This is a genomic window from Micrococcus sp. APC 4021, from assembly GCF_030407635.1.
Lineage (GTDB): Bacteria > Actinomycetota > Actinomycetes > Actinomycetales > Micrococcaceae > Micrococcus > Micrococcus luteus.
On sequence record NZ_JASDCZ010000044.1, the window covers coordinates 1 to 16,866 of the forward strand.

At 74.2% G+C, this 16,866-nt stretch carries 18 protein-coding genes; 7 read left to right on the plus strand and 11 right to left on the minus strand.

What is annotated here, in order from left to right:
- Positions 1-27: 27 nt before the first annotated feature.
- Positions 28-993: a 2,3,4,5-tetrahydropyridine-2,6-dicarboxylate N-succinyltransferase gene (gene dapD, locus QL983_RS05675; protein WP_036382673.1), complete on the minus strand. Its 966-nt coding sequence runs from the start codon at positions 991-993 to the stop codon at positions 28-30.
- A 69-nt stretch (positions 994-1,062) separates the two neighbouring features.
- On the opposite strand from dapD, the gene dapE reads away from it, so the two are divergent.
- Entirely contained in the window at positions 1,063-2,199 is a 1,137-nt protein-coding gene (dapE, locus tag QL983_RS05680) for a succinyl-diaminopimelate desuccinylase (RefSeq protein ID WP_069941892.1), read from the plus strand.
- A gap of 61 nt (positions 2,200-2,260) precedes the next feature.
- On the opposite strand, the gene QL983_RS05685 is transcribed toward dapE, so the two are convergent.
- From QL983_RS05685 to QL983_RS05700, 4 genes are all read right to left on the minus strand, one after another.
- Complete coding sequence (locus QL983_RS05685) at positions 2,261-3,148, minus strand: amino acid ABC transporter permease (protein WP_290151736.1); 888 nt, start codon at positions 3,146-3,148, stop codon at positions 2,261-2,263.
- A complete protein-coding gene (locus QL983_RS05690) occupies positions 3,145-3,825 on the minus strand; it encodes an ABC transporter permease subunit (RefSeq protein ID WP_290151738.1) in 681 nt (226 codons plus the stop codon). The genes QL983_RS05685 and QL983_RS05690 overlap by 4 nt, the downstream gene beginning before the upstream one ends.
- Positions 3,826-3,929: 104 nt before the next feature.
- Entirely contained in the window at positions 3,930-4,823 is an 894-nt protein-coding gene (locus QL983_RS05695; protein WP_134415709.1) for a glutamate ABC transporter substrate-binding protein, read from the minus strand.
- A 48-nt stretch (positions 4,824-4,871) separates the two neighbouring features.
- Complete coding sequence (locus QL983_RS05700) at positions 4,872-5,606, minus strand: amino acid ABC transporter ATP-binding protein (protein WP_290151760.1); 735 nt, start codon at positions 5,604-5,606, stop codon at positions 4,872-4,874.
- A gap of 178 nt (positions 5,607-5,784) precedes the next feature.
- Between QL983_RS05700 and QL983_RS05705 the strand changes: the two genes are divergently transcribed.
- The 3 genes from QL983_RS05705 to QL983_RS05715 all read left to right on the plus strand — a co-directional run bounded on the left by QL983_RS05705 (position 5,785) and on the right by QL983_RS05715 (position 7,280).
- The gene (locus QL983_RS05705; protein WP_290151741.1) at positions 5,785-6,588 is read left to right on the plus strand and encodes a TIGR00730 family Rossman fold protein; all 804 of its coding nucleotides are present in this window, start codon (positions 5,785-5,787) and stop codon (positions 6,586-6,588) included.
- The gene (locus QL983_RS05710; protein WP_290151744.1) at positions 6,585-6,929 is read left to right on the plus strand and encodes a cell division protein DivIVA; all 345 of its coding nucleotides are present in this window, start codon (positions 6,585-6,587) and stop codon (positions 6,927-6,929) included. The genes QL983_RS05705 and QL983_RS05710 overlap by 4 nt, the downstream gene beginning before the upstream one ends.
- 180 nt (positions 6,930-7,109) lie before the next feature.
- Positions 7,110-7,280, plus strand: a complete 171-nt coding sequence (locus QL983_RS05715) for a DUF3117 domain-containing protein (protein WP_002855133.1) — start codon at positions 7,110-7,112, stop codon at positions 7,278-7,280.
- 78 nt (positions 7,281-7,358) lie between these two features.
- Here the strand turns inward: QL983_RS05715 and QL983_RS05720 are convergent, their stop codons facing one another.
- Entirely contained in the window at positions 7,359-8,009 is a 651-nt protein-coding gene (locus QL983_RS05720; RefSeq protein WP_036316483.1) for a class I SAM-dependent methyltransferase, read from the minus strand.
- A 196-nt stretch (positions 8,010-8,205) separates the two neighbouring features.
- On the opposite strand from QL983_RS05720, the gene QL983_RS05725 reads away from it, so the two are divergent.
- Both QL983_RS05725 and QL983_RS05730 read left to right on the plus strand, forming a co-directional pair.
- Positions 8,206-9,078 (plus strand): zf-HC2 domain-containing protein, encoded by an 873-nt coding sequence (locus tag QL983_RS05725; RefSeq protein WP_069941888.1) that lies wholly within the window; start codon positions 8,206-8,208, stop codon positions 9,076-9,078.
- A 60-nt stretch (positions 9,079-9,138) separates the two neighbouring features.
- Positions 9,139-9,750 carry a preprotein translocase subunit TatA gene (locus QL983_RS05730; RefSeq protein WP_069941887.1) on the plus strand — a complete coding sequence of 204 codons (612 nt, stop codon included), beginning with the start codon at positions 9,139-9,141 and terminating at the stop codon, positions 9,748-9,750.
- Positions 9,751-9,789: 39 nt separating this feature from the next.
- Here QL983_RS05730 and QL983_RS05735 read toward each other — a convergent pair whose 3' ends face one another.
- Genes QL983_RS05735 through QL983_RS05745 form a run of 3 tightly spaced genes read right to left on the minus strand, consistent with a single transcriptional unit; the run spans position 9,790 to position 13,023 of the window.
- Positions 9,790-10,938, minus strand: coding sequence for a P-loop NTPase (locus QL983_RS05735; RefSeq protein ID WP_060973497.1), 1,149 nt, complete (start codon positions 10,936-10,938; stop codon positions 9,790-9,792).
- Entirely contained in the window at positions 10,935-11,714 is a 780-nt protein-coding gene (locus QL983_RS05740; RefSeq protein WP_290151749.1) for a DUF1003 domain-containing protein, read from the minus strand. The genes QL983_RS05735 and QL983_RS05740 overlap by 4 nt, the downstream gene beginning before the upstream one ends.
- Positions 11,715-11,754: 40 nt before the next feature.
- Positions 11,755-13,023 (minus strand): CBS domain-containing protein, encoded by a 1,269-nt coding sequence (locus QL983_RS05745; RefSeq protein ID WP_036339212.1) that lies wholly within the window; start codon positions 13,021-13,023, stop codon positions 11,755-11,757.
- Positions 13,024-13,115: 92 nt separating this feature from the next.
- Between QL983_RS05745 and QL983_RS05750 the strand changes: the two genes are divergently transcribed.
- Complete coding sequence (locus tag QL983_RS05750) at positions 13,116-13,892, plus strand: general stress protein (protein WP_290151752.1); 777 nt, start codon at positions 13,116-13,118, stop codon at positions 13,890-13,892.
- Between the two features lie 6 nt (positions 13,893-13,898).
- Here QL983_RS05750 and QL983_RS05755 read toward each other — a convergent pair whose 3' ends face one another.
- Both QL983_RS05755 and QL983_RS05760 read right to left on the minus strand, forming a co-directional pair.
- Positions 13,899-15,704 (minus strand): pyruvate kinase, encoded by a 1,806-nt coding sequence (locus QL983_RS05755; protein ID WP_290151754.1) that lies wholly within the window; start codon positions 15,702-15,704, stop codon positions 13,899-13,901.
- 33 nt (positions 15,705-15,737) lie between these two features.
- The coding region (locus tag QL983_RS05760; protein ID WP_290151758.1) for a M24B family metallopeptidase at positions 15,738-16,866 on the minus strand (1,129 nt) is incomplete at its 5' end.

Consider the following 16,866-nt stretch of genomic DNA (forward strand, 5'->3'; position numbering starts at 1 on the left):
GGGGAGGGGAGGGCCGGGTGTGCCGGGTCAGTTCGCGTGCAGCGCCGCGTTCAGTTCGACGGTCCGGCCGGCGCGGGGGAGGGCCTCGACCCCGCCCGTGGTGGAGTTGCGGCGGAACAGCAGGTTCGGCACGCCGGAGAGGTCCACGGCCTTCACGGTCCGCGCCGCCTCGCCGTCCTGCAGCACGCTCACGCGCGTGCCTGCGGTGACGTACAGACCGGCCTCGACCACGCAGTCGTCGCCGACGGAGATGCCCACGCCGGAGTTCGCGCCGAGCAGCACGTGCTCGCCGATCACGATCCGCTGGGTGCCGCCGCCGGAGAGCGTGCCCATGATGGACGCGCCGCCTCCGACGTCGGACCCGTCGCCCACCACGACTCCGGCCGAGATCCGGCCCTCCACCATCGAATGCCCCAGGGTGCCCGCGTTGAAGTTCACGAAGCCCTCGTGCATCACGGTCGTCCCCTCGGCCAGGTGGGCGCCCAGGCGCACCCGGTCCGCGTCGCCGATGCGCACCCCGGAGGGCACGACGTAGTCCGTCATGCGCGGGAACTTGTCCACGCCGTACACCTGCACGGCGCCGCGGGCACGCAGCCTCGCCCGCGTCAGCTCGAAGTCCGCGACCGCGCAGGGTCCGTGGTTCGTCCACACCACGTTGGTGAGCAGCCCGAAGACGCCGTCGAGGTTGAGCTCGTTCGGCCGCACCAGGCGGTGCGAGAGCACGTGCAGGCGCAGCCACGCGTCCGCGGTGGAGGCCGGGGCGGCGTCCAGGTCGACCTCCAGCTCGACGACGGCCTGCGTGGTCCCGCGGTCCGCGTCGTCCGCGGCGAGGGCGCGCAGGGTGTCGCGCAGCGAGGCGTCCGCAGCGGAGAGCGGACCGGCCACGGGCGCGGGGAACCACACGTCCAGGACGGCGCCGTCGGCGGCCGTGGTGGCCAGGCCGTGGCCGGAGACGAGACGGGGGGAGGGCTGCTGTGCAGCGGTCTGGGTCATGCGCCTCAGCCTAATGAGCGGCCGGGGCACGCTGCAGGGCGGCGAGAGGCCCGTCCGTAGACTGGACACATGAGTCTCACCCCCGTGCCCCTGCCCGACCTCGCCGATCCGGACCTCGACGTCGCGGCGCTCACCGCCATCCTGCTGGACGTGCGCTCCGTCTCGGGGGAGGAGGGGCCGCTGGCCGACGCCGTCGAGCAGGCCCTGCGCGCCCTCGGCGGCCTCGAGGTGCGGCGGTTCGGCGACGCCGTCGTCGCCCGCACCGCTCTGGGGCGGCCGACCCGCGTGATCCTCGCCGGGCACCTGGACACGGTGCCCCTGCCCACCGTGCCGGGCTCGCGCGGGACCGTGCCCTCGGCGTGGGACGGGGACGTGCTGTACGGCCGCGGGGCCGTGGACATGAAGTCCGGCGTCGCCGTGCAGCTGGCCCTGGCCGGCCGCTTCGGCCGCGCGGACGGCCCGACCCCCGTGCACGACGTCACGTGGGTGTTCTACGACCACGAGGAGGTCTCCTCGGACCTGTCGGGCCTCGCCCGCGTGGCCCGCCAGGCCCCCGAGCTGCTGGAGGGCGACTTCGCGGTGCTGCTCGAGCCGACCGACGGCGTCGTGGAGGGCGGCTGCAACGGCACGTGCCGGTACCGCGTCACCTTCTCCGGTGTCGCGGCGCACTCGGGCCGCGCCTGGCGCGGCGACAACGCGATCCACAAGCTGGCCCCCGTGCTCACCGCCCTGGCGGCGTACGAGCCGGCCACGGTCACGGTGGAGGGCCTGGAGTACCGCGAGGGGCTGCACGCGATCCGCGTGGCCGGCGGCGTCGCGGGCAACGTCATCCCGGACGAGGCGTCCGTGGACCTGAACTACCGGTTCGCTCCGGACAAGACCCTCGAGCAGGCTCACGCGCACGTGCGCGCGGTGCTGGAGGGGGCCGGCGTGGACTGGGACGCCCAGGTGCGGATCGACGACGCCTCGCCCGCCGCCCGCCCCGGTCTGGACCGACCGGCCGCCGCCGCGTTCGTCGCCGCCGTCGGGGGAGAGCCCCAGCCCAAGTACGGGTGGACGGACGTGGCCCGGTTCTCCCAGCTGGGCGTGCCCGCGGTCAACTTCGGCCCCGGAGACGCCCTGCTGGCCCACACGGACGACGAGCACGTGTCCCGCGAGGCGGTCCACGCGTGCCTCGCGGCGCTCACGGCCTGGCTGGCCGGCTGACCCGACGACGTCGGCCGGTGCCAGCCGCCCGACCCGCGGGCCCGCCTCGCCCGCCGCCCGGTCAGCCCGCTGTGTCCGTGGGCGCCCCGACGCGCGGGGTCGTGGGGGTGCTGGCGTCGCCGGCCGTCCGCGACGACAGCCGCCGCGAGAGCCGGGTGGCCGCCCAGGTGAGGAGGAAGTTGATCACGATGAAGATCATCGCGGCCACCACGAGGGACTGCAGGATGTTGCCGTTGCCGGAGCCGAGTTGGCGGGCGTACTGCAGGAGTTCGAAGAAGCCGATGAGGTAGCCCAGCGCCGAGTCCTTGAGGATCACCACGAACTGGCTCAGCAGTGAGGGCAGCATGGCGATGAGGGCCTGGGGCACCTCCACGAGCCGCAGGGACTGGGTGCTCGTCATGCCCACCGCCGCGGCCGCCTCGCGCTGGCCGCGCGGCAGCGAGCGCACCCCGGAGCGCACCAGCTCCGCGATCACGGACCCGTTGTACAGGGTCAGCGCCGCGATCACCGCGTAGTACGGGCCGTCCTGGGGCTGGATCGCCCCGGTGCGCGCGACCTGTGCGAACAGCTGGTAGAAGAACACCATCATCACGAGCACCGGCACGGCCCGGAAGAACTCGACGACGACGGCGGCCAGCCAGCGCATCGGGCCGACCGGGGCCAGCCGCAGGAAGCCGAACACCAGGCCGAACACCACGGAGGTGACCACGGCGATGCCCGCGGACTGCAGGGTGAACTGCAGGCCCGGCAGGTAGTAGTTCCGCCACGCGTTGCCGTCGACGGCGGCCAGCCAGCGGCGGCCGGAGAGCTGGCCGGTGGCGTTCATCTGGATCAGGACGAGCACCGCCACGGTCAGGACCGCGGCGAGGGAGACGAGGTTGGCGAGGAGGATCCGCCGGCGGGCGATCGGGCCCGGGGCGTCGAAGAGGACGGAGGCCTGGGCGCTCATCGGGCCACCGCCCATTTCTCCGAGGCCCACGTGGTCAGCAGGCCGATGGGGATGACGATCAGGCAGAAGCCGATCGCGAAGGTCAGGAAGATCGCCACCATCAAGTCCGGGCTGAACTCGATCATGCGCTTCATCAGGCCCGAGGCCTCCGCCACCGACGCCGCGGCGGCGACGGTGGTGTTCTTGGTCAGCGCGATCACGGTGTTGCCCAGCGGGGTGATGGCCCCGCGCAGCGCCTGGGGCAGGATCACGTGGCGGGCCGCGGGCAGGAAGCCCAGGCCGATGGAGCGGGCGGCCTCGGCCTGCCCGAGCGGGACGGTGTTGACGCCGGAGCGGATCGCCTCGCACATGAACGCCGCGTGGTAGAGCGAGAGGGCGATCACGGCGTAGATGAAGAAGTTCAGCGTGAAGTCGGACGAGAAGCTGATCTTCAGCTGTCCCCAGACGGCGAGCACGCCGAGCAGCATGATGATCGTGAGCGGGGTGTTGCGGACCACGTTGACGTAGCCGGTGCCGAGGGCGCGCAGCGAGGGGACGGGCGAGATGCGGAACAGGGCGAGCACCACGCCGAGGACGAACGAGCCGAGGGTCGCGAGGAACGCGAGCCTGATGTTCGTCCAGAACGCGAGCGGGATGTCCGCGCCGTAGTCCGCGAGGAGCGAGGAGATCGATTCCATGTCTTCTCCGAGGGTCGGGACAGGGCTGACGGGCAGGGGAGCGGCCGGGCGGGCCGAGGGTGACGGTTCAGGTCACGTCCTCGGCCCGACCGGCGGCGGGGCTGTCAGGCGCAGGGCTCGAACTCGGCGTCCTCGCCGGAGTTCAGCGTCTCGTCGTAGGTGTAGCCCGTGCCCTCGGTGTTGGACTCGAGGGCCTTCTTCCACTCGCCGGAGTCCTTCATCTCCTTGATGGCTTCGTTGATGTCCTCGCACCGCTCCGAGTCCTTCGGCAGGCCGACGCCGTAGCGCTCCGTGGTGAAGGTGTTGCCGACGACCTTGAACTTGCCCTTGTTGGCGTCGGCGGCGGCCAGGCCCGCGAGGATGATGTCGTCCGTGGTCACGGCGTCCACCTGGCCGGACTCGAGGTAGGTCACGCATTCGGCGTAGCCGCCCTGCTCCACCAGGTTCACGCCGGAGGCGAACTGGTCCTTGATCTTCTGGGCCGAGGTGGAGCCGGTGACGGAGCAGAGGTTCTTCCCGTCGAGGGACTCGGGGCCGGTGATCGCGGTGTCGTCCGCGCGGACCAGCAGGTCCTGGCCGGCCACGAAGTACGGGCCCGCGAAGTCGACGCGCTCCTTGCGGGCGTCCGTGATGGAGTACGTCGCGAAGATCATGTCGACCTCGCCGTTCTCCAGGGCGTTCTCCCGGTTCGCGGACGGGGTCTGGACCCACTCGATGTCCTTCTCGGCCACGCCGAGCTTGTCCGCCACGTAGCGGGCCACGTCCGTGTCGAAGCCGGTGGGCTGGGCCGAGCCCTCGCGGTAGCCCAGGCCCGGCTGGTCGAACTTGATGCCGATGCGCAGGCGCTCGCCGGAGCCGGACGACGTCGACTCGCCGGCCGAGGACGAGCCGGCGGCGTCGCCACCGCCGCCCTGCGACGAGGAGGGGGCGCAGGCGGTGAGGGACAGCGCGGCCGCGGCGGTGACGGCGGACAGGGTCAGGAGCTTCGTGCGGAGCATGGTGCTCTCCTCTGGTTCGGTGCGGATGGGGTGCGACGGGGGACGGGGTCAGTGCGCGAGGATCTTGCCCAGGAAGTCCTGGGCGCGCTCGTGTCGGGGGTTCGTGAAGAAGGTGTCGGGGTCGGTGTCCTCGAGGATGGCGCCGTCGGCCATGAAGACCACGCGGTCCCCGGCCTTGCGGGCGAAGCCCATCTCATGGGTGACCACGACCATGGTCATGCCGCCCTCGGCGAGCTGGACCATGACGTCGAGGACCTCCTGCACCATCTCGGGGTCGAGGGCGGAGGTCGGCTCGTCGAAGAGCAGGGCCTTCGGCTCCATCGCCAGGGCGCGGGCGATGGCCACGCGCTGCTGCTGCCCGCCGGAGAGCTGGGCCGGCATCTTCCTGGCCTGGGCGGCCACGCCCACGCGCTCGAGCAGCTCCATGGCGTGCCGCTCGGCGTCCGCCCGGCGCTTGCCCTTCACCTTGATGGGCCCGAGGGTCACGTTCTCCAGGATCGACTTGTGCGCGAAGAGGTTGAAGGACTGGAAGACCATGCCGATCTCGGCGCGCAGCTGGGCGAGCTGCCTGCCCTCGGTGGGGAGCGGCCGCCCGTCGATCAGGATGCGGCCGCCGTCGTCGTCGATGGTCTCGAGCCGGTTGATCGTGCGGCACAGCGTCGACTTGCCGGAGCCGGACGGGCCGAGGACGATCGCCACCTGGCCGCGCGGGATCCGCAGGTCGATCTGCTTCAGGGCGTGGAAGTCGCCGAAGTGCTTGTTGACGCCCTCGAGGACGATCAGGTCATCGCCCGCGGCACCGCGACGGCGCCGCACACCGGCCTCGTCGGGGAGGTGGGCGCCGTGGGGCTGCTCAGGCGTGATCTGCGTCATGCCAGTGGAATATAGCGCACGTCACATCCGGTGCGGTGCGCCGTGGGACGCCGGCCCTGGCGGCCCGCCGGCTCGTTAGGCTGGCGCCATGGCCCCACATGAGCACCCCCTCGACGGCGACGTCGCCGCCGCGCCCCAGCGCGTCCGCCGCGGCGGGCAGGTCCTGCGCGGAGAGGCGGAGCGCACCCCCACGTTCGACCAGCTCCTCCTCGACGGCCGGCAGCCCGGCGACGCGACCCAGCCCGCCGCCGACATCGCCTCGACGACGTCCGAGGCCTGGAGGGTGCTGCGCATCCAGGCGGAGTTCGTCGAGGGCTTCGGCACCCTCGCGGGGCTGGGTCCCGCGGTCTCCGTGTTCGGCTCGGCGCGCACGCCCGAGGGCAGCGCCGAGTACGCCCTGGCCCACGAGGTCGGGACCCGCCTGGCCCGGGCCGGGTACACGGTCATCACCGGTGGGGGGCCCGGCACCATGGCGGCCGCCAACCGTGGCGCCCACGAGGCCGGTGGAGAGTCCGTGGGCCTGGGCATCGAGCTGCCGTTCGAGACCGGTCTGAACCCCTGGGTGCACGTGGGGGTGGACTTCCGCTACTTCTTCGTCCGCAAGGTCATGTTCCTCAAGTACGCGCAGGGGTTCATCGTGCTGCCCGGCGGCCTCGGCACCCTGGACGAGCTCTTCGAGGCCCTCACCCTCGTGCAGACCGGCACCGTCACCCGCTTCCCCGTGGTCCTCGTGGACCGCGGCTTCTGGGGCCCGCTCGTGGACTGGATCCGCGGCACGCTCGTGGAGCGCGGCATGATCTCGCCCGAGGACCCGGACCTCGTCCAGCTCGTGGACACGGCCGAGGAGGCCGTCGCGTGCGTGCTCCGCTCGGCGGGGAGGGCCGACGCGTGAGCGGGCCGCAGGGGATCGTTCTCGTGGCCGTGCTCGTCGTCGTGCTGGCGGCCCTGGCCGCCGCCCTCGCGGGCCGGCTCACGCTCCGGGCCGACGACCCGGCCGGGCGGACGCCGGGGCACCCCGTGCTGCTGCCGGAGCGGCCGCGCGCGGCGGATGTCGACCTGCTGCGGCTGGCCGTCGCGGTGCCCGGCTACCAGCGGGACCAGGTGGACGCCGTCCTGCTGCGGCTGCGGGACGCCCTCGCGCAGCGCGAGGACGAGGCGGCCGCACTGCGGGCCCGGCTGGCCGAGCTCGAGGCCGCCGACCCGTCCCGGAGCGATCCGGCGGGGCGTGCCTGAGTCGCGGGCCGGGCTCGGTGCAGGCCATCGTTTGGCGCGAGCACGCGGAATCCGCGATAATGGTGATGTGACCGGCCTCGCGCACGCTCGCGTGCGGGGGCGCCGGAGGCGTCCGGACAGTGCCCGCTCCCGCGGTCGCCGGACGCCGTGACGGGAACATCATCCAGAAGGGAAGTCGCAATGGCCGCCATGAAGCCCCGCACCGGGGACGGTCCCATGGAAGTGACCAAGGAGGGGCGCAGCCTGATCATGCGCGTGCCGATCGACGGCGGCGGCCGTCTCGTGCTGGAGATCAACGCGGACGAGGCCCGCGAGCTCAAGGAGTGCCTCGAGGGCGTCATCCAGGCCTGAGCCCGGACCCCTTCGACGCGGACGCCCCGCGCACCGTCACGGTGCGCGGGGCGTCCGCGTCCCCGGCGACGCCGCGGATCAGCGGCGCACCGCGATCAGCACGCCCGTGCCGGAGGGGACGACGGCGGACAGCCAGTGCTCGTCCTCCCGGATGAGGCGGTCCACCGCCCGGGCGGACACGGTGGACTCGTCGCGCACGGCGGGCCGGGGAACGCGGTCGCCGTCGAGGGCGTCCACCACGACGAGCACGCCGCCGGGGGCGAGCATGCGCGCGGCCTGCTCGACGTCGAACTGACGTGCGGCCGGGTCCCCGTCCACCAGGACCATCTCATAGGCGCCGCTCGTGAGCCGGGGGAGGACGAGCCGGGAGCGCCCCGTGATCATGCGGGTGCGGCTCGTGGGCAGGCGGGCCTCCGAGAACGCCTCGCGGGCCGCGCGCTGTGCCTCCGCGTCCGGGTCCACGGTGGTGAGGACCGTGCGCTCGGGCAGACCGCGCATCAGGGCGAGACCCGAGACGCCGGCGCCCGTGCCCACCTCCACGACCGCCGCGGGGGCCCGTGTGGCCGCCAGCACCGTCAACAGGGCCGCCGTCCCCTCGCTCACCGGCGGCACGTCCAGCTCGGCGGCGCGCTCGCGGGCGCGCAGGACGACGTCGTCTTCGGTGGCCCGGCTCTCCGACCAGGCCCAGGACGCGTGCTTGTCGGTGGGCTGGGGCTGCAGGGCGCTCATGGGTGACTCCGGGACGACGACGGCGGGACCTCGCCCGCGGCACGGGCGACGCGGGCCAGTGTACGGGCCGGCACGCGGCCGCGACCCAGTGTTCTCCCAGGAGGCGGGCCGATGATGGGACACGGCACGAACCGGCTCCCGCCGTGCGGGAGGCCGTTCGCCGGACCGAGGACGCGAGGACCGAGGAGGTGGCCGCATGGGACGTCGACACACCCAGCGCCACATGGACGCCTACCTCGAGGGCTCCCTCCCCGCCGCGTCCCGGGCGCGCATCGCCCGCCACCTGGACCGCTGCCCCGAGTGCCGCGCCACCGTCCAGGCCCGGGCCCGCGTGCTCGACGCCGCCCGCACGGTGCACCAGCGTCCGGCCGGCGCCGTCGTCGCCCCGGTGCTGCGCGCCCGCGGCGTCTCCGGCCGCCTGGTGGTGGGGCTGCTCACCTTCGTCGTCCTGCTCGGCGGGCTGTTCACCGCGGTCTGGGTGGCCGGCGCGCCCCGCACCGCGGCCGTGCGCACGGCCCCGACCCCGACGGACACCGTCGCCCTGCCGGCAGCCGGGACCGCGTCGACGGACCGGCGCGGCACCGTCGCGGAGCTGCGGGGTCAGGGCTGGACGGTGCCCTCCCTCGTGGGGGCCGGCCTGGAGCCGCTCACCGTCGACACCGCCCAGACGGCCGAGGACGTGGAGGTCGTCGTCGGCTGGGGCCGGGACGAGCCGACCGTGACCGTCCGTGAGTGCCGACCCCGGATCGTGGGAGCCACCCCGAAGGGCTGTGCCTCGACCGCGCCCTTGAGCACGGGGGTGCAGGAGCGTCGGCTGGCCGGCGGCGGCGTCTACCGGATCGTCCCGGCGGGGGAGCAGGACGGCTGGACGGCCGAGCTGACCACGCCGCAGGCCTCCTACCGCGTGGAGGCCAGCCTGCCGGACGAGCGCGCCGACGCGGTCCTCACCCACCTGCTGGTCTCCGAGCGGGCACGGGTGCTCGAGCTGGGCGGCGGAGACGCCGTCGAGGAGCGCCTGGAGCGAGGCCTCGAACGCATCGCGGACGCCGTGCCGCGCCCCCGCGGCTGAGCCGCCCCGCCCCCGCGGCTCCGGGCTGTGGGGCGGTGCCGCTCTAGTAGAGTTCGGAGGGTGTTTGGTATCAACGGCAGCGAGTTCATCATCTTGGCGGTGCTCGCGATCGTCATCCTCGGGCCGGAGAAGCTCCCCGAGTACACGCGCGCCTTCACCGACTGGCTGCGCGTCATGCGCGACAAGGCCGAGGGTGCCAAGGCGCAGTTCAAGGAGGAGACCGGCACGGACTTCGACGAGGTGGACTGGCGCAAGTACGACCCCCGCCAGTACGACCCGCGCCGCATCATCCGCGACGCGCTCCGCGAGCCCGCCGGCGGCTCGTCCACGCCCGCGTCCCGCGCGGCGCAGGCGACGGGCATCAGCGCCGAGGACGTGCACGGCGGCCTCACCCGCCAAGACCTGACGGACATGGATCCGCGCACGCTCTTCCGCCGCCCCGCCGGGGCCGGCAGCACCGCCGCCGCGGAGTCCGGCGCCGCCGCCGCACAGACCCGGTCGACCGAGCCCGCCGCGGGGGCGGCAGCCGTGGGCGGTGCCGCCGCAGCCCTGATGGCCTCCGGCCGCGCCGAGGCCCTCACCGAGGAGCGCCCTGCCGCCGTCGAGACCGAACCGGACCCCCTCGAGCTGCTCGGGCTGGCACCCGCCCCCTTCGACGTCGACGCGACCTGACGCCGTCGCGCGCGCCGGCCGGGGCGCCGGCACCCGAGGTCAGCGCGGGGTGACCGGAAGGCGCCGCCCGGCCAGCCCGCGCGGTCGCACGGCCACCCGCTGCGCGATCTGCGTCAGCGCCCGGCCCGCGGGGCTCTCCGGCGCGGACACCACCACGGGTTCGCCGGCGTCGCCGCCCGCGCGCAGCGCCGGGTCCAGGGGAACGGTGCCCAGCAGCGGCACCTGCGTGTCCAGCACCCCGGACAGCCGCTCCGCCACCTCGGCGCCGCCGCCGGTCCCGAACACATCCAGGACGGTGCCGTCTGGCAGGGTCATCGGCCCCATGTTCTCCACGACCCCGGCCACGGTCTGGCCCGTCTGCTCCGCCAGCTGACCGGCGCGCGCGGCCACCTGCGCGGCGGCGTGCTGCGGCGTGGTCACCACGAGCAGCTCCGAGGCGGGCAGCAGCTGCGCCGTCGAGATCGCGATGTCCCCGGTGCCCGGGGGCAGGTCCACGAGCAGGACGTCCAGGTCGCCCCAGTGCACATCCGTGACGAACTGCTCGAGCGCGCGGTGCAGCATCGGCCCGCGCCAGGCCACCGGCCGGTCCGCGTCGAGGAACATGCCGATCGAGATGACCTTCACGTCCCGCACCACGGGGGGCAGGATCATCCGGTCCAGCTTCGTCGGGGTGCCGGTCACGCCCAGGAGCCCGGGGATGGAGTAGCCGTGCACGTCCGCGTCGATCAGGCCGACGGCGAGCCCGCGCGCGGCGAGCGCGACCGCGAGGTTGGCCGTGACCGAGGACTTGCCCACGCCGCCCTTGCCCGAGGCCACCGCGAGGACGCGCGTGAGCGTCCCCTCCCCGAACGGGTTCGTCGGCCGAGTCGCGCGCAGGGCGTCCTGCAGCGCCAGGCGGCGCTCGGGCTCCATGACCCCGACGCGAACGTCCACGGATTCACAGCCGGGCACGACGGCGACGGCGGCGGCCACGTCCGTCTGGATCGTCCCGCGCAGGGGGCACGCGGCGATCGTGAGCAGGACCGCGACCTCGACGACGCCCGGGGCGGTCTCCACGACCGACTCCACCATGCCGAGGTCGGTGATCGGGCGGCGGATCTCGGGGTCCTGGACCGTGGCGAGCCGTTCCAGCACCCGGCGCTCGAGGTCGGTGCGGACCTCGGGCACGGGCAGGCCCAGGGCGCTCATCGGCCGCCCCCGTCCACCGGGCCCGCACCGTCGGCGGGACCGGCCGCCGGACCGGACCCCCCGGCCTCGCGGGCCTCCTGGGCCGCGAGGGTGGCGAGCGTGGTGGTCGTGGGCTCGGCGCCGGCGTCGCCGCGCCGCGCATCCCGGCCGCGGCCCTTGGTCTTCTTGTTCTTGCGGGGCTGGGCCTCGGCGCCCGGGAGGCCGGCGCGCAGCTCCTCCCGGATCTCCTCCCGGATCTCCTCCCGCAGCTCGGCGCGCAGCGCCTCGCGGAGGTCGTCCCTGAGGTCGTCCTGGACGCCGCGCAGCTCGCCGCGCACGAAGTCGCGCGTGGCGACCTCCTGGACGGCCAGCCGCAGACCGGCGATCTCGCGGGTGAGGAACTCGGTGTCGGCGAGGTTGCGCTCGGCGCGGTCACGGTCCTCGCGCAGCGCGACCTTGTCCCGGTCGTCCTGGCGGTTCTGCGCCAGCAGGAGCAGGGGTGCGGCGTAGGACGCCTGGAGGGAGAGCATGAGCGTGAGCGCGGTGAAGCCGAGCTCGGCGGAGTCGAACCGCCACTCCATCGGGCCGAACGTGTTCCAGCCCAGCCAGGCGGCGCAGAACAGCGTCATCCAGACGAGGAACTGCGGGGTGCCCATGAAGCGGGCGATGCCCTCGGTGGCCTCGCCGAAGGCGTCCGGGTTCGGGGCCAGCCGGGGCACGCGGCGCCCGCTGGCGCTCAGCGGGGTGTCCAGGCCGGTGCCGCGGCCCGGGCGCAGGTCTCGCGCGGTCTGGGTCATGCTCACACCTCCGGTGTCGTGCGGCGGCGGGCCGCGGGGGTCAGGTTGCGGGGCGGGTCTCGGCGTCGTCGAGGTCCATGGCCCGCCAGTCGTCGGGCAGGATGTGGTCGAGCAGGTCGTCCACGCTCACGGCCCCGACGACGCGGTCCTGCTCGTTCACCACGGGGATGCACGTGAGGTTGTAGGTCGCGAGCTCGCGGGTCACGTGGGCGATGGGGGCGAGGTCCGAGACGGGCTCGAGGTCCTTGTCCATGATGTTGCCGATCGCCTCCGGCGGCGGGTACCGCAGCAGGCGCTGGAAGTGGACGACGCCGAGGAACCGGCCCGTCGGCGTCTCCAACGGCGGCCGGGCCACGATCACGAGCGAGGCCAGCGCGGGGGAGATCTCCTGCTGTCGGATGGTCGCCATGGCCTCGGCCACGGTGGCCTCCGGGGGGAGGATGACCGGCACGGGGGTCATGAGCGAGCCCGCGGTGCCCTCCTCGTACTCGAGCAGGCGCCGGACGTCCTCGGCGTCCTCCGGCTCCATGCGTTCGAGCAGCAGCTCCTGCTGGGAGTCGGGCAGCTCGTGGAGCAGGTCCGCCGCGTCGTCCGGGTCCATCTCCTCCAGGACGTCGGCGGCGCGGTCGATGTCCAGCTGGGAGAGGATCTGCACCTGGTCGTCGTCGGGCAGCTCCTGGAGCACGTCCGCGAGGCGTTCGTCCTGCAGCTCGCTGGCGACCTCGACGCGGCGCTTCTCCGACATGTCGTGGAGCATGTCCGCCAGGTCGGCGGGCTTGAGGTCCTCGTGCGCGGCGAGGAAGCTCGTGGCCCCCTGCGGGTCGGCCTGCGCCGTCCAGCGGGCCTCGTCCCAGTTCAGCAGGAGGTGCTCGCCCCGCTGGGCGCGGCCGAAGGGGCCGCGGCCGACGATGCGGCGCACGTACAGGTCCGAGACCAGCCAGTCGCCGTTGCGCTGCTGCTCCAGCCCGATGTCCTCCAGGAAGGCCTCGCCCGACCCGTCGGAGAGGCGCACCTTCCGGTCGAAGAGGTCGGCGGCCACCATCTGCTCGGCGCCACGGCGGGAGAACCGGCGCAGGTTGATCAGCCCGGTCGTGATGATCCGGCCCGAGTCCATGGACGTCACCCGCGTCATCGGGACGAAGACGCGCTTCTTGCCGGGGACCTCGATCACGAGGCCGGTGGCGAACGGGGCTGCGGCGGGGCCGCGGTCCAGCACGACGACGTCGCGCAGCCGTCCCAGGCGGTCGCCGAGGGGGTCGAAGACGTCCAGGCCCAGCAGGCGGGCCACGAAGATCTTGGGGGAGCTCACCGACCCAGCCTACGGCGTGCCGGGCCGCGGCTCCGTGTCCGCGGACGGCGGACCGCCGCCCGCCCGGGCGCCGGGCCGGGCACAATGGGTCCATGTCGTTCATGATGTCCAACCCTCAGCCCGGCGCCGAGCAGGGCCTGCCCCGCGGAGAGCTGCTGGCCACCTACGCCACCTACGCGCAGGCGCGCGAGCAGGTGGACCGCCTCGCCGCCACGGACTTCCCCGTGAGCGCCGTGTCGATCGTGGGCAAGGACCTGCGGGTCGTGGAGCGGGTGCGCGGCCGGCTGAACTACGCCCAGGTGGCGTTGTCCGCGGGAGTGCGCGGCGTGTTCTTCGGTGGACTGATCGGCGTGTTCCTCTACCTGCTGGCCCCCGAGGCCGGCCCGGGGCAGATCCTCACCTCCATGCTGCTGGGCCTGGCGGTGTGGCTGATCTTCGGCGTGATCGGCTTCGCGATGCGTCGGGGCCAGCACGGCTTCGCGTCCTCGCAGGCCGTCGTGCCGACGGCCTTCGACCTCGTGGTCGCGTTCGACCACGCCGCCCGCGCCCGCCAGGAGCTGGGCCTGGGCGGTGCCGCGGCCCCGACGCCGCAGCCGGCCCCGCAGCCGGCGCCCGCGCCCGCCGCGGAGGAGGCCGGGGGCGGGTCCGTGCAGGCCACCCCGGCCGCCGCGCCGTCGTCGGGCGGGTCCCACGCGGCGCCGGCCCCCGGCGGGCCCGAGGCGTCGGCCCGGCCCACTCCGGAGGCGGACCCCGCGCCCACCGGCCTGGACCGCTCCTACGGCGTGACCCTGCCCCCGGAGGAGGTCGCCAAGCTCATCGAGGCGCGCGGCGGCCACCCGCCCCGGCCCCAGGACGAGCCGCGCGGCTGAGCCCCGTCAGAGGGACCAGGACTCGAGTCGCCGGAGCATGTCGCGCTTCTTGCTCGCATGACCGTGCATCCGGCCCAGGATGTCGCCGAGGACGGTGACGGCGCGGTCGATGTACGGGCCCTTGTTCAGCATCGCGGCCTCGGCCCGCTGCGCCATCGCGGCGTCCGTGATCTCCGCCCGTGAGGGCAGGCCGGTCTTGGCGAGGGACTCGAGGACCTGGGTGGCCCAGATCGCGGGCACGTGCGCGGCCTCGCACAGCCACAGGATCTCCTCCTGCAGCTCGGCCATGCGTGCGAAGCCGGCCTCCACCGCCAGGTCGCCACGGGCGATCATCACCCCGACGTCCCGCCAGCGCATCGCCTCGAGCAGCATCCGCGGCAGCTGCCGGAAGGCCTCCACCGTCTCGATCTTCAGCGTGATGTCCACGTCCGGTGCGTCCTCGGCCTCGAGCGCGTCGATCAGCTGGGCCACGTCCTCGGCCGAGCGGACGAAGGACATGTTCACCATGTCCGCGTGGCGGGCCGCGAACGGGATGTGGGCGAGGTCCTCGTCCGTGAGGGCCGGGATGGCCAGGTGCGTGTCCGGGAAGTTCACGCCCTTCTCCGCCTTGAGCTTCGCCCCGCGAGGGCCGGCCTGGGTCACCTCGAGGGTGATCTCGTCGGCGGACACCGCTGTGATCCGCGCGCCGATCCGTCCGTCGTCGAGGGAGACCCGGTCGCCGACCGCCGCGTCCGCGAACGCCTGCGCCAGGGTGAGGCCGATCCGGTAGGGCGGCGTGTCGACCGCGGGGACCGGCTCGAGCGAGCGGGCCAGCACGATCTCCTCGCCCTCGTGCACGCGCATGGACTGCTCGAGCGGGGGCAGCGGCCCGACCTCGAGCGGACCGTGCGGCGTCGTCAGCGCCGTGCCCGTCGCCCAGTAGACCGTCTTGTCCGCCTGCACGAGCACGCCCTCGCCGTCCACCTGCTCGACCTCGAGCCTGCGGTGAGCGCCACGCGCGTCGGTCAGCTCGATCTCGTCGCCGCGCTGCAGGACCGCCAGGGTCTTCCCCTCCGGGTCCGCGAGCGGCACGACGACGGCGCCGTCCGGCCGGTCCGCTGTGGCCACGGCGTCGTGGGTCCCGGCGGCGAGCCACACGCGGGAGGGCTCGGTGACGGTCCCGGAGGGGTCCCGGGCGGGCTTCACCTTCACGACGCGCGGGCCCGGCTCGATGGGGCCGGTGCGCACCTTCGGCCCGGCCAGGTCCATCGCGACCAGGGGTGCGGGCCGGCCCGCCCCGGCGCACCGGCGGACCGCCGCGATCATGGCGGCCCACGCCTGCTCGTCGTCGTGGGCGCAGTTCACGCGCGCCAGGTCCATGCCGGCCTCGGCGATCCGGGTCACGAGCTCTGGGTCCGTGGCGGCCTCGGAGGGCATGGTCACCATGATGCGCGCGTCCCGGTCGTCGCGGGCCGGACCGAGCAGGCTCGCCGCGTTGCGGGCGAGGATGGCGCGGCCCTCGGCGGAGGTCAGGGCGTCGTCCTCGGGCGCGGGGGCGGGGTCGCCGTCGAGCGCGCGGGCGGCGGCCAGCACCGCGTCCACGTGGCCCAGCACGCCGGCCTCCATGCGGCCCAGCGAGGACAGGCCGGCGTCGCTCAGCGCCTCCTGCAGGGGCCGCAGGTCGGTGCCGCGCAGGGCGACGTAGTGCACGAGGTTCCGGGCCGAGGCCCGGTGGCGCTCCCGGACGCGGGAGATGAGGTCGGCGTGCTCCGCCTCGGCGGAGAGGAGGCGGTCGCGGAGGGCGGTGAGCTCGGTGGTCAGGTCGATACCCATGGTCCGAACCCTAGGGGCGCCCTCCGCGCCGGATCACGCCTGGAGCCGCGCCATCCAGGCCTCGATCTCGTCCGGGGTGCGGGGGAGGGCCGCGGAGAGGTTCTCGGCCCCGTCCTCGGTCACGAGGATGTCGTCCTCGATGCGCACGCCGATGCCGCGGTACTCCTCGGGGACGGCCAGGTCCTCCTCCTTGAAGTACAGACCCGGCTCGATCGTGAAGACCATGCCCGGCTCGAGCACGCCGTCCAGGTAGAGCTCGCGCTTGGCCTGCGCGCAGTCGTGCACGTCGAGGCCGAGGTGGTGCGAGGTGCCGTGGGGCATCCAGCGCCGGTGGTGCTGGCCCTCGTCCGAGAGCGCGACCTCGGCCGAGACCGGCAGCAGGCCCCAGCCGTCGAGGCGGTCGACGAGCACCCGCATGGCCTCGGCGTGGAGCTCGCGGAACCGGATGCCGGGGCGCACGATCGCGAAGGCGGCGTCCGCGGCGTCGAGGACCGCATGGTAGATGCGGCGCTGCACGTCCGTGAACGTGCCGGACACGGGCAGGGTGCGGGTGATGTCCGCGGTGTAGAGGGAGTCGTCCTCGACGCCGGCGTCGAGCAGGAGCAGCTCACCCGGGCGCACGGCGCCCGTGTTGCGGATCCAGTGCAGGATCGTGGCGTTGTTGCCGGAGGCCGCGATCGTGTCGTAGCCCAGGTCGTTGCCCTCGAGGCGGGCGCGGGCGAAGAAGGCGCCCTCGACCACGCGCTCGCCGCGGTCGTGGCCCACGGCGCGCGGCAGGGCCCGCACGACGTCCTCGAAGCCCGCGATCGTGGCGGCCACCGAGGCGCGCATCCGCTCGATCTCCCACGCGTCCTTGACCAGGCGCAGCTCGGAGAGGAACTCGGCGGTCTGGGCGTCGGCCTCGGCCGCGGCGGCCAGGTCCACGCCGGCCTCGGTCCGGACGGCGGCCAGCAGGGCGTCCACGTCCTGGTCGGTCTCGGCCAGCAGCCGCACCGCGGTGCCGTCCGCGGCCACGTTCTTGGTGACGGCGGACTCGAGCTCCTCGAGCCCCGCCGTGCGCAGACCCGTGCGGGCGGCCAGGCCGGCCAGGGTCGGACGGGGGCCGATCCAGAACTCGCCCGAGCGCGAGTCCGCGTAGAACTGCTCGGTGTCCCGGCCGGCC